Annotated in this window: 12 protein-coding genes and 1 tRNA gene; 4 read left to right on the forward strand and 9 right to left on the reverse strand. The window is 65.8% G+C overall.

The window, feature by feature from the left end; translation table 11 throughout:
• Positions 1-25: 25 nt before the first annotated feature.
• The 7 genes from GNZ21_RS15430 to GNZ21_RS15460 all read right to left on the reverse strand — a co-directional run bounded on the left by GNZ21_RS15430 (position 26) and on the right by GNZ21_RS15460 (position 6949).
• Positions 26-1168 (reverse strand): NAD(P)/FAD-dependent oxidoreductase, encoded by a 1143-nt coding sequence (locus GNZ21_RS15430; protein ID WP_157325940.1) that lies wholly within the window; start codon positions 1166-1168, stop codon positions 26-28.
• A 20-nt stretch (positions 1169-1188) separates the two neighbouring features.
• Complete coding sequence (locus GNZ21_RS15435) at positions 1189-2187, reverse strand: ABC transporter ATP-binding protein (RefSeq protein WP_188503623.1); 999 nt, start codon at positions 2185-2187, stop codon at positions 1189-1191.
• Positions 2184-3182, reverse strand: a complete 999-nt coding sequence (locus GNZ21_RS15440) for an ABC transporter ATP-binding protein (RefSeq protein WP_157325942.1) — start codon at positions 3180-3182, stop codon at positions 2184-2186. The genes GNZ21_RS15435 and GNZ21_RS15440 overlap by 4 nt, the downstream gene beginning before the upstream one ends.
• Positions 3179-4096 (reverse strand): ABC transporter permease, encoded by a 918-nt coding sequence (locus tag GNZ21_RS16035; protein ID WP_331250833.1) that lies wholly within the window; start codon positions 4094-4096, stop codon positions 3179-3181. Before GNZ21_RS16035 ends, GNZ21_RS15440 begins: the two co-directional genes overlap by 4 nt.
• A 4-nt stretch (positions 4097-4100) precedes the next feature.
• On the reverse strand, positions 4101-5018 hold the full coding sequence (locus tag GNZ21_RS15450; RefSeq protein WP_198346048.1) for an ABC transporter permease: 918 nt from the start codon (positions 5016-5018) through the stop codon (positions 4101-4103).
• 185 nt (positions 5019-5203) lie between these two features.
• Positions 5204-6370, reverse strand: coding sequence for an FAD-dependent oxidoreductase (locus GNZ21_RS15455; protein ID WP_268234829.1), 1167 nt, complete (start codon positions 6368-6370; stop codon positions 5204-5206).
• Between the two features lie 15 nt (positions 6371-6385).
• On the reverse strand, positions 6386-6949 hold the full coding sequence (locus tag GNZ21_RS15460) for a type 1 glutamine amidotransferase domain-containing protein (RefSeq protein ID WP_157325950.1): 564 nt from the start codon (positions 6947-6949) through the stop codon (positions 6386-6388).
• Between the two features lie 136 nt (positions 6950-7085).
• Between GNZ21_RS15460 and GNZ21_RS15465 the strand changes: the two genes are divergently transcribed.
• Positions 7086-7568 (forward strand): hypothetical protein, encoded by a 483-nt coding sequence (locus tag GNZ21_RS15465; RefSeq protein ID WP_157325952.1) that lies wholly within the window; start codon positions 7086-7088, stop codon positions 7566-7568.
• 571 nt (positions 7569-8139) lie between these two features.
• Here GNZ21_RS15465 and GNZ21_RS15470 read toward each other — a convergent pair.
• Positions 8140-9165 carry a bile acid:sodium symporter family protein gene (locus GNZ21_RS15470; protein ID WP_157325954.1) on the reverse strand — a complete coding sequence of 342 codons (1026 nt, stop codon included), beginning with the start codon at positions 9163-9165 and terminating at the stop codon, positions 8140-8142.
• 99 nt (positions 9166-9264) lie between these two features.
• Between GNZ21_RS15470 and GNZ21_RS15475 the strand changes: the two genes are divergently transcribed.
• The 3 genes from GNZ21_RS15475 to GNZ21_RS15485 all read left to right on the forward strand — a co-directional run bounded on the left by GNZ21_RS15475 (position 9265) and on the right by GNZ21_RS15485 (position 10569).
• Complete coding sequence (locus tag GNZ21_RS15475; protein ID WP_157325956.1) at positions 9265-9615, forward strand: DUF2200 domain-containing protein; 351 nt, start codon at positions 9265-9267, stop codon at positions 9613-9615.
• Between the two features lie 42 nt (positions 9616-9657).
• A complete protein-coding gene (locus GNZ21_RS15480; RefSeq protein ID WP_229659478.1) occupies positions 9658-10422 on the forward strand; it encodes an AAA family ATPase in 765 nt (254 codons plus the stop codon).
• Between the two features lie 73 nt (positions 10423-10495).
• Positions 10496-10569, forward strand: a tRNA-Gly gene (locus tag GNZ21_RS15485).
• A 95-nt stretch (positions 10570-10664) separates the two neighbouring features.
• Here the strand turns inward: GNZ21_RS15485 and GNZ21_RS15490 are convergent.
• Positions 10665-11309 (reverse strand): hypothetical protein, encoded by a 645-nt coding sequence (locus GNZ21_RS15490; protein WP_157325958.1) that lies wholly within the window; start codon positions 11307-11309, stop codon positions 10665-10667.
• Between the last annotated feature and the right edge of the window lie 11 nt (positions 11310-11320).

Consider the following 11320-nt stretch of genomic DNA (forward strand, 5'->3'; position numbering starts at 1 on the left):
TGGGTGGTGAGTGAGGTGTACTGAGTCAGCGCCGAGCCTGCTCGGCGTCGTCGGCGAACCTGCCTATCTCCTCGGGCTTCCAGTGGAACCTCTCAGGGCGCATGGCGCTCAGCTCGGGGACACTCTCCCCGTGGAGAAGCTCCCGGGCGGCGAACCAGGCCCACATCGGGGCCCAGCCGATACCCCCGTGGGAGACGGCGAAGTAGAAGTTGGGGGCCCAGGGCAGGGCGCCGACGATCGGGCCGCCCGGCGGGACCGGGCGAATGCCGATCCGTGTTTCTGCGATGGGCACCTCGGCCAGGGCTGGCACGTACCGGGCGATGTCGGCAATCAGCGGGGCGGTGTCACTGAGATTGGTGTTTTCCCCGGCTCCCTGCAGGCCGCGCCCGTTGAGCACCAGGGAGCCCCCCGGATGGGGGCGGACGCTGGTCAGTGGAGCGTTGACGATAGTGGTGGGCCGGGACTCGGCCGGCAGCGGCTCAGTGGTGAGGATCCGCCCCGGGCGGAGGTCCAGAGGCATGGTCAGACCAGCCATTGCGGCCACGTGGGTGCCCCAGGAGCCGGCGCAGTTGACCACTGCGTCCGCTTCCAGCAGCTCCCCTGTGGAGGTGTGCACCGCAGTGACCCCGGTGCCGTCACGTTCGATGGCTGTGACCGAGGTCTGTGTCAGCAGGCGGGCGCCGAGCTGCTGTGCCCGGGTGAGCAGACGGTTGATCAGGGCGGCAACATCTACCCATCCCGACTCCTGCTGATAGAAGGCGGTATCGCCTGGGCCCAGCCGGACCAGCGGTTCTACCTCCGCGGCCCCGGCGGCATCCAGTTCAATGACACCGGCCCCTTTGCTGCGTGCGATCTGGGCCCGGTGTTTGAGCTCCTGGGCCTCATTCCCGTGGGCGATGTTCAGCGTTCCGCACCAGTCCACGACCTTCAGGTCCAGTTCAGACTCGATGTCATAGAAGTATTGGTGGACCTTGGTGCGCAGGGCCGCGCGGCCGGGTTCCTCCTCCCACCCCAGTTGGGGGAAGGTCGAGAGCCAGGCCATCGTGGCGCTGGAGGTGCCTCGGCCGGGCTCCCCGGCTTCCAGCACAGTCACTTGAGCGCCCTGCTGGGCGAGTCGATAGGCCGTATGGCTGCCGATCGAGCCGGCGCCGATGACAACAATATGCATTCTGTGGTCTCCTCTGTGGGTCAGCGGTGGTGGCAGGCGGCCAGCCGGGTGCTCTCCCGTGGGGTGAGCTCAGGGCGCTTTTCCGCGCAGATGTCAGTGGCGAGTGGGCAGCGCGTACGGAACACGCAGCCCGAGGGCGGGTTCAGCGGGCTGGGGATCTCGCCCTGCAGCTCCACGGTGCCGCCGTCTCGGAACGGCACCGCCTCACTGGAGGTGATCAGAGCCTGGGTGTAGGGGTGAACCGGCCTGCCAAGCACCTGGTGCGCCGGTCCCTGTTCGACGATGCGGCCCAGGTACATCACTGCCAACTGATCACTCATGAACCCGACGCTCTCGAGTCCATGACCGATGAACAGGTAGGTCAGGCCCAGTTCCTTCTGCAGGTCTTTCAGCAGGTTGAGGATCTGGGACTGCACGGAGACATCCAGGGCGGAGACCGGCTCGTCGCAGACCAGCAGCCGGGGCCTGCGCGCCAGTGCGCGGGCGATCACGATGCGCTGGCGCTGTCCCCCTGAGAACTCGTGGGGGAACTTGTCCATGGCGCTCTCCGGGAGGCCTACCTGATCGAGCAGCTCCTTGACCCGTTGCTCTCGCTCAGCCCGTGGTACCCGTGGCGCCACCTGGAGCGGCTCGGCGAGGAGCCTGCGCACCGGCATCCGTGGGTTCAGGGAGGAATACGGATCCTGGAAGACGATCTGAGCGCCCTGATCCCCCCGGAGAGAGACCCGCCCTCGGCCGTCGTGGACCCGGTTGCCCTCGATCAGCACCTGGCCCTGGGTGGGGGCCAGAAGCCCGGAGACCATATTGGCCAGGGTCGACTTACCAGACCCTGATTCCCCCACCAGCCCCAAGGTGGAGCCGGCCGGAATGCTGAGGTTGACGCTGTCCACGGCGACCAGCTCGCGCCGTGCCCCCAGCAGGGAGCTGCGCACGGTGAAGGTTTTGCGGAGATTCTCGATCTGCAGCAGCGGTGACTCAGTTTGCGCCGGTTGCACCGGCGGCTGCACGGAGGTGCTCACAGCGGGGTCGCCTCCTTCTGTTCGGCCAGCAGCTGGTCCACATGCCAGCAGGCTGAGCTCCTGTCTGCCACGACGTCCACCGGGGGAGTCTCTGCGCAGCGTTCGGTGGCCAGGGGGCATCTGCTGCGGAACCGGCATCCGGCATCCCACTGATCAGGGGTGGGGACGATGCCGGGGATGGACTCGAGCCGTTCCCTGGTGTCGCCTAGCCGCGGCGCGGAGCTGAGCAGAGCCCGGGTGTAGGGGTGGCGCGGCTGGGACAGCACGCTGTCGGTGGGCCCCGATTCCACGACCTGGCCGGCATACATCACATGGATGGTGTCGGAGAGCTTCCTGACCACTGAGAGGTCGTGGGAGACGATCAGCACGGCTGTGCCCATCTCGTAGGAGAGGTCATACATGAGTTTGAGCACCTGGGACTGGATAGTGACGTCCAATGCGGTGGTGGGCTCATCGGCCAGCAGAAGTTTGGGCTGGCCGATCAGGGCCATGGCGATCATCACGCGTTGGCGCATGCCGCCGGAGAGCTCATGCGGGCGCTGCCCCATGATGCGCCGTGGATCGGCGAAGCCCACCCGGTCCAGCATCTCCAGGATCTCCCTGCGGCCGACCTTTGAGCGGCGTGCGGCCTCCTTGAGCTGGTAGCCGATGGTCATCAGCGGGTTCAGGGAGGTCAGGGGCTCCTGGTAGATCATGGCGATCTCCGGTCCGCGCAGCCGGCGGATCTCCTCCCGCTTTGCCGTGGCTAGGTCGTTGCCTCGCCACCGGATGCTGCCGCCGGAGACTCTGAGGTTCTGCGCCAGCAAGCCCATCACCGAGAAGCAGGTGACAGATTTTCCCGAACCGGATTCGCCGACCAGCGCAGCCCGTTCACCTGGGGCGATGGAGAAGGAGGCGCCGTCGACCACGTGGAGGTCCTGGCTTTCCCTGCGAGTGGCTGAGACGCGGAGGTCTTTGACGGTCAGCAGCTCCTGCGCTGCAGTTTCAGCGGTCATGATCGTCCTCCCAGCCGCGGGTCGAGGGCGTCCCGGAGCCAGTCTCCGAGGAGCAGAATGCCCAGTACGGTGAAGGTGATGGCCAGTCCGGGCAGGGTGCTGATCCACCAGGCGGTGGCCAGATAGTCGCGCCCGGTGGTGAGCATCAGGCCCCAGGAGATGTCCGGCGGCTGTACGCCCAGGCCCAGGAAGCTGAGGGCGGATTCGGTGACGATCACGGTGGCCACGCTGAGTGTGGAGAGCACAATGAAGCTGGGCAGCACATTGGGCATGATGTGCCGGATCAGGATGATCGGACCGGGGACCCCGAAGTTCTGAGCTGCCCGGACGAACTGCCGTTCCCGGAGCTCGAGCACCTCAGCGCGGATCTGCCGGGCGTAGATCACCCAGTTGGTGATTCCCAGGACGAAGATCAGGGTCCACATCCCGGGGTTCAGCACACCCAGGATCACCAGGACCAGCAGAACGGAGGGGATGGCCAGCAGGGCGTCGACGACGCGCATCAGCACTGCATCCAGCCATTTTCCGTAGTAGCCGGCGACCAGGCCGACGGTCAGCCCGATCGAGCCGGCTAGGACCACCGCGATGACCCCGATCATCAGGGAAACCCTGGCCCCCTCGATGAGCCGAGAGAGGATGTCCCTGCCCAGGTTGTCGGTGCCCAGTAGGTAGGCGGGGTCGGAGCCCTCCATTCCCACGGGGGGCAGCAGAGCCTGGCTGGGGTCGATGGAGGCCGGCGGATGCGGGGTGATCCATGGAGCCAGCAGGGCTACCACGGCGGGGATGCCCACACACACGAGCCCGATCCATCCGCTCAGTGGGATAGAGCGCAGGCGTGCTTTCCAGGACCGTCGCTTAGAGCTTCCGGGCGGGCGGGGTGGAGCCGACTCAGTTCCAGCGGAGTCCAGCGTCACTGACTCAGCCAAGGTTGATCCTCCTGTCGACGGCTTTGAAGAGCAGGTCAGAGATGAGGCTCAGGGCCAGGACCATCACGGCGATCACGAAGACCGAGGCCTGCACCAGGGCCATGTCCCGTTGGCTCACGGCGTTGACCAGCAGCTGTCCGAGCCCGGGCCAGGAGAAGACGACCTCGGTCACCAGGGCTCCGCCGATCAGGGTCGAGAACTGCAGGATCGTGATGCTGGTGACGGGGACGAAAGCGTTCAGCAGAGCATGCCTGTAGACCACCGCACGGCGCCGCAGGCCCTTCCCGTAGGCGGTGCGGATGTAGTCCTGGGAGAGGATCTCGATCATTGAAGAGCGCACCAGGCGGGTGATCTCTGCTGCGGTTCCTGTGCCCAGGGCGATGACCGGGAGCACCAGATGCGCCCAGGATCCCGCTCCCGAGACCGGAAGCCACCGCAGGGTGACCGCAAAGAGGAGGATGAGCATGATCCCGAGCCAGAAGTTCGGCATAGCCTTGGCCAGGACCGAGATGGAGGAGACCACGCTGTCGATCACTCCGCCTCGGTGGGTGGCTGACCAGACTCCCAGTGGGATTGCGATGACCAGCGCGAGCAGAATGGCACCGATGGCCAGGGTGAGGGTGGCGGGCAGGCGTTCCAGGACAATAGGCAGTGCGGCCTGACCGTACTGGTAGGACTCGCCGAAGTCACCAGTGAGCACTGAGCCGATGTAGTTGAGGTACTGCATGAAGACCGGTTGGTTTAGGCCCATCGCCTCGCGCATCGCCGCGACCTGTTCCGGCGTAGCATTGTCCCCCAGCATCAGTCCGACCGGGTCTCCCACCACGTACACCAGGAAGAAGACGATGGTCACGATGAGCAGCAGCGTCGGGATCATCTGGGCAAGGCGCCCAGCTATATAGGTACCCACAGACAGCACCCCCATCAGGTCTCAGGCGCAAAAGGATCAGATTCCCAGATTTCTCACTCTGCGAGATATCCTCTTTGCGGTGCGAAATATTGAGCGCAACTCTGCCAGCGGAATGTTACGGCTATGTTTCCTGAGTGTTCCTGTGACGTTTAATAGGGTGAACAGCGGATTTCGGAGGGTGAGAACTACCTGATGAAACGCAGCGGATCCCATGCCTTGTGCCCCGAGTGACGGCGGCCGGAGGCGAGTTCCACCAGAAGCCTGCCGATGACTGGGGCCATCTTGAATCCGCGGCCGGAGAAGCCGCTGCCCACGATGATGCGTTGCTGAGCGTCCACCGGCCCCAGAACAGGTTGGCCGTCAGGAGTGTACGCGTCATAAAAGTTGGAGGTACGGATGGGGGTAGGGTCCACCTCGTCACCGAAGCACTGCTCCACCAGCCTGCTGATCTCGGCGATCTCAGAGGCCGGCTCGTGAAGCCAGTCGAATTCGGCGGGGGTGCGCAGTCTCTGCCGGGGACCTGCGAATCCGATCCGTACCGTGCCGTCCCAGTGGCTGGGAAAGCCGTAGATTCGGTGACCCTCGACTTCACGGAGAAAGGGTGGAAAGGTCTCTTCGGTAAAGTCTGCGCGGCCTCGGACGGGGAACCAGGTGACCAGCAGACGCCCGAGGTAGCTGTCTGGAACAAGATTCGGCAGCAGCTCCCAGCTCCATGCCCCGGCAGTGATGATCACCTTCTCGACGTACCAGGTCTGATCTGCAGTGCTTACCGCGACCCTGTTCCCGGCCGCTTCAACGGTGGTCACCGCGGAGTAGGGAACTATCTGCGCTCCGCTGCTTCTGGCTGCCGAGAGAGCCGCTACTACGGCATGTTCGGGTCGCACCATCCCGGCCTCTTCGTTCCAGATGGCCACCTCCTGCCCGCGTAGCCGGTGCTTCGGGAACCGCCGTGCGGTTTCGCTCGAGGAGAGTAGGCGCGGTGGGTGGCCGGCTTGGCCCATCCTGGTGCTGAGGGTGCGGATGGTCTCGGAGCTGGGCTGGCCGATGGTGAGCCCTCCGGTGATCCGCAGCAGGGAGGTTCCGCTCTCCTCTTCGAGTTCACGGTAGGCGCCCACCGCGTGGGGCATCACCGGGTCCACCTCTGGCTCCAGATACGTGGCCCGAAACTGGCGGGCCTCCCCGGAGAATGCTCCCTTGTTGTGGCCTGGGCGGAACTGCTCCCACCCGATGGCCTCGATCCCCTCCCTGGCCAGGTGCCACAGCGCCATGCTGCCCATGGTTCCAAGACCTATGACCCCGACCTGGGCGTCTGTGGGAGCTGAACAGGAAGAGGAGTAGGGGGAATGGTGCATCCCCCTACTTTACGATTAGCTCTGTGCGGAGCTGTGCTGGGAGACCAGGGTGAGGAAAGCGTGGTTGAACTCCTCCAGGTCATCCGGAGTCCGTGAGGTGACCAGCCCGTTGGAGACTACCGCCGCCTCATCGACCCACTCGGCCCCAGCGTTGGTCAAGTCTGTCTTCAGCGAAGGATAGCTGGTGACGGTGCGCCCGGAGGCTGCGCCCACCTCGGTGAGGATCCACGGTCCGTGGCAGATGGCGGCAACCGGCTTGCCGGCGTCGAAGAACGCTTTGACGAACTGCTGGGCGTCCTCATCGATGCGCAGGGTGTCCGCGTTGAGCGTGCCGCCGGGCAGCACCAGCCCGGCGTAGTCGTTGGGATCGGCGCTGGGCAGGTGCACATCCACGTCGAAATGATCGGCGTGCTCCCAATCGCCTTTCATGGCTTGGATCTGACCCTCCTCGGGCGAGACCACCACCGGGGTGCCGTCAGCCTCCTGGATGGCGGCCAGCGGCTCGGTCAGCTCAGGCTGTTCCACGCCGTTGGTGGTGAGAATTGCGATCTTGAGTCCTGGAATCTTGGTGTCAGCCATATGGCCAATTTAAGCACCGCGTCTGCATCTGTACAGCATGTCAGCTCAACATTTGCTAGGAATTCTTGAAGGGGCAGCCGGGGAAGTCATCCTGGAGAGGGATGTGGGACGGCGTCGTACTTCCTAGAGTTGAGACATGACTGAGCAGAAAGACACTGGATACCGCTTTCTCACCGACCCCTGGGGCCAGGCTGCCGCAGTGGGTGTACTGACCTTGTTCCCGGTGCGGAAGTACCCCGGCTGGTTGAAGTTCACCCTCGGTTGGGGCGGCGTTGCGGCTACTACCGCCGTGGTAGCTACCCCCGGGGCCGCCACCACAGTGCTGCGGAAGCTCTCTGAATGGACCGGCGACGCCGAGGACCTCGAAGAGGTGAGTATCGAGCTCAAACCCGCCACCCGAGCCGGTCTCGCAGTGGCCACCGGTGCCGCCTGGTACGGCGGCTGGCGGCTCTCGGTATGGTCCGACACCGCCGTGGAGAACCTGGTCCGGAAGCTCCGCATCCCGGCCCCCCGCCTCGCCCTGGGTGCTGCCGCAGGCTGGGCCACCTGGTGGCAGGTCAAGCAGGCCAATGAGCGGATCGCCGCTAAGCGGGCGGAGCGTAAGCGCACCAGCGCGTAGACCAGCAGGGCCGAGGCGGTCAGGCAGGGCCAGATCACCAGGGTGGGCAGGATCCCGAGTGTCGAGCCGCAGACTCCGCCCAGAACCCCGGCCACAGGCACCACACCCATGGTCAGGGTGCGCCGAGCAGTGGTGATCCGCCCGAAATGCGACTCCGGGATGATCGAGGCTGCCCAGCCCATATTGGCCACCGAGGCGGCAACCACTGCGAAGCTCCACAGCATGGTGTGGCCGAATACCAGGGCCACTGCCACGGGCATGCTCGCGAAGGCGGCGAACACATAGAACGACGCCGCCAGCACCTGTCCCAGCGTGCCCACCACCACGATCCTGGGGGCGGTGTAGCGGCACAGGAGCCTGGGCCCGGCGACTCTGGCGTCGATGCGCCCAAGGCGCGTGAGATAGGCGATCCGCTCTTCGAAATGCGCCAGCTGCTGCTCCCGTCCAGGGATAGAGCGGGCTACTTGGCCTGGGGCGTAAGGGCTGGCTGGGCCATAGTCACCTCCTCAGACACTTTTCGATACTTGACCCTATGTATCGGAAAGTATCGGGAGCCGGGCAGAGAGCCCGTTTAGGTGGCTACGGGTGTGGCGGCGTCGCCGTCCTCGGTCTGGTCCTTGGGCCGGCGGGCACCCCAGAAGGAGGCGAGCAGCCCGCCGGAGATGTTGTGCCACACCGAGAAGATTGCCCCCGGCAGGGCGGCCTCAGCCGAGAAGTGCGTCCCGCCGAGGCCGGCTGCCAGCCCGGAGTTCTGCATCCCGACTTCCACCGAGATCGCCCGGCGGGTGGGCACCGGTGCCCGGGTGAGCATGGCGGCACCGTAGCCGACCCCGTAGCCGAGCAGATTGTGCAGCACCACTCCGAGCAGCAGCAGTGCCCCGGCTGAGGCCAGCACCTCGTGGGAGCCGGAGACCACCGCCACCACCACGTAGGTGATGCCCAGCACTGAGATCCACGGCAGCGCAGGCTGGACTGCCTGGACCAGCTTCGGCAGGAGCAGGCGCAGCACCAGCCCGCCGATCACCGGAATGAGCACGATCCGCACAATGTCCCAGGCCATGTCCCCGGCTGGGACCGGAAGGTACTGGCCGGCCAGCCAGAGCGCCAACAGCGGGGTCAGCAGCGGAGAGAGCAGAGTGGAGATGCTGGTCATCGTCACCGAGAGGGCGACGTCGCCCCGGGCCAGGTAGGTCACCACATTGGAGCTGGTGCCCCCGGGAACCGAGCCGACCAGAATGAGCCCGGCGGCCAGGGCTGGCGGCAGCTGCAGCGCCCAGGCGATGCCGAAGGCCAGCAGCGGCATGAAACCGAACTGGAAGGCCACCCCGGCCAGGATGGGCAGCGGACGTTTGATGACCAGCAGAAAGTCGGGCAGGGTTAGGGTCAGGCCCATGCCGAACATGATGACCATCAGCGCATAGGTGACCCCCGCCCCCAGCGGGGTGAACGTAGCCGGGGCCAGCAGCGCAATGGCCGCTCCGGAGATGATCAGCAGCGGAAACACGGTCACAGCCAGCTTGGCGCTGCGTGGCGACTGGTCAGCGGGAGACGAGTAGGCGGGGGAGCTGCCCCGGGGCGAGTCAGGCGAGGGATTCATGGCTGACAGGCTCCTCTCGGGGGCGGATGAGGTCAACACCCGATGACTCGGTTTCCACCATGTGGACCCTTCAGGGCGGGGCTGACCTATCCTGGGACCATGGCAGGGCACAAGATCTACAGCATGGCAGTCTCGGCGGTCTACCCGCACTATGTCACCAAGGCCGAACGCAAGGGACGCACTCAGGATGAGGTGGACACCATCATCCGGTGGCTCACCGGCTACAGCCAGCAGCAGCTGCAGGCTGCGCTGGACGCGGAGAAGGATTTTGAGACCTTCTTCGCCGAGGCGCCGGCGCTCAACGAGTCCCGCCGGCAGATCACCGGGGTGATCTGTGGGATGCGGGTTGAGGAGATCGAGGAGCCGCTGATGCAGGAGATCCGGTATATGGATAAGCTCATCGACGAGCTGGCCCGCGGCAAAGCCATGGAGAAGATCCTGCGAGACTGAGCGGTTCCCGGGCGCCTCCGGGGCCGCGTCTACTCTGGAGGCGTGGCACAGAGAAGCTGGCTGGAGGACGAGCGCCCCGTGCGCGGAGTCCGCGTCTATGACGATGCGCAGATTGATGACGCCGCCTGGCCGGCAACTGTGCCCGCTGTTGCCAGCTTCTTGGAGCAGGCCCGGAAGCGGCCCGACGGCTTCGAGTTCCAGGAGGGGGTGACCTTCCTGGTCGGGGAGAACGGCTCGGGGAAGTCCACCCTGGTCGAAGGGATCGCTGAGGCCTTCGGGCTGCCCTCGGAGGGCGGGACCACCAACGGCGGGGCGCGTACCCGCCGGACGGACTCGCCGCTGGGGGAGTGGCTGCGGGTCATCCGCGGCCCCGGCGCCCCGAAGTTCGGGTTCTTCCTGCGGGCTGAGACCATGCACGGCTACTACACCTGGCGCGAGCAGATCGGCGGGCCCTCCGCCGATCTGCACCGGATGAGCCACGGGGAGTCCTTCAACAGCCTGCTGGAGTCCCACCTGGACCACGGACAGTTCGTCCAGGGCCTGGTCTGCCTGGACGAGCCGGAGGCAGCGCTGTCCTTCAACTCGCTGCTGGGCTGGGTGGCAGCCCTGGACCGGATGGCCTCCCGCGGCACCCAGGTCATCTGCGCCACCCACTCCCCGGTGCTGGCCTCCCTGCCCGGGGCGACCATCCTGGAACTGGGGGAGTGGGGCATCCGGGAGACCAGCTGGGAGGATCTCGAACTGGTCCAGTCCCACCGCCGGTACCTCGAAGCCCCCGAGCGTTACCTCCGCCACCTGCTGGCATGAGGGCGATCCGGGCGGTGTACACTATTCATCACGCCGTCACGGTGGGATCACTCGCACTCATGGCGGCGGCCAAGCGGGCGTAGCTTAATGGCAAAGCTTCTGCTTCCCAAGCAGACGACGCGGGTTCGATTCCCGTCGCCCGCTCCATTTTTTCCGTTCGGTGGGCACAAATGCCCTCAGTCTTCCCCTAGATTCCGGGGAGTTATGGGCATTTGCGCCCACCGTCTGACCGGAGTCTCCCCTCAGGACTCCCCGTCCAGGCCGCGGATCTGGTCAAAGTCCAGACCGTCGACCTCGATGGACTCATAGATCGAGGTGAACGTCTCCTCATCCAGCTCTGCGGCGAACATTGCCACCGCCAGCGCCGGCTCACGCCCCACGCCGACCACCGCCGCCTCGCACACCTCCGCCATCGGACAGTCATGCAGCAGGAACGCCAGCTTGTGGTGGTTCGTGAAGTCGGGATCCTCAGGCAGCAGCAGCCACTCCGGCCGCTCCTCGGGGGAATAGAGCTGATTCGGCTCAGTGGTGGTCTCCGCGCCCAGGAAGTTCTGCAGATCCCCGGTGACTGACCGTGCGCTGGTCGGATGCTCGTAGACCGCCACCTGCCAGGTGGCCTCCGCCGGGTCCGCGGCGTCGCCGTAGGCATCGGACACCTCATGCAGGTCCCCGCCGTACATCTGCCGGAACACGTCGGCAGACCACTCCCGCGGGGTCGGCAGCCAGCTGATATCAGTCTCGTCCCACTCCGCGGGGATCTGCACCGACCAGAAGTCGCCTTCCAGGGTCTGGGTGCCCTCCGCTGAGCTGTCGCCGCCGCACCCGGCAAGCGCCAACGACGACGCCGTCACCGCCGCAGCTGCCATGACTCTCTTCATTCCGTTCATCCCCCTGAGCT

The organism is Nesterenkonia alkaliphila (genome assembly GCF_009758175.1).
In the GTDB taxonomy this organism is placed as follows: Bacteria; Actinomycetota; Actinomycetes; order Actinomycetales; family Micrococcaceae; genus Nesterenkonia; species Nesterenkonia alkaliphila.

Bases quoted from the DNA above. Each gene is read 5' to 3' on its own strand.
- GNZ21_RS15430 (WP_157325940.1), bottom strand. From the start codon at position 1,168: ATGCATATTGTTGTCATCGGCGCCGGCTCGATCGGCAGCCATACGGCC.
- GNZ21_RS15440 (WP_157325942.1), bottom strand. From the start codon at position 3,182: ATGACCGCTGAAACTGCAGCGCAGGAGCTGCTGACCGTCAAAGACCTC.
- GNZ21_RS15455 (WP_268234829.1), bottom strand. From the start codon at position 6,370: ATGCACCATTCCCCCTACTCCTCTTCCTGTTCAGCTCCCACAGACGCC.
- GNZ21_RS15460 (WP_157325950.1), bottom strand. From the start codon at position 6,949: ATGGCTGACACCAAGATTCCAGGACTCAAGATCGCAATTCTCACCACC.
- GNZ21_RS15465 (WP_157325952.1), top strand. From the start codon at position 7,086: ATGACTGAGCAGAAAGACACTGGATACCGCTTTCTCACCGACCCCTGG.
- GNZ21_RS15470 (WP_157325954.1), bottom strand. From the start codon at position 9,165: ATGAATCCCTCGCCTGACTCGCCCCGGGGCAGCTCCCCCGCCTACTCG.
- GNZ21_RS15475 (WP_157325956.1), top strand. From the start codon at position 9,265: ATGGCAGGGCACAAGATCTACAGCATGGCAGTCTCGGCGGTCTACCCG.
- GNZ21_RS15490 (WP_157325958.1), bottom strand. From the start codon at position 11,309: ATGAACGGAATGAAGAGAGTCATGGCAGCTGCGGCGGTGACGGCGTCG.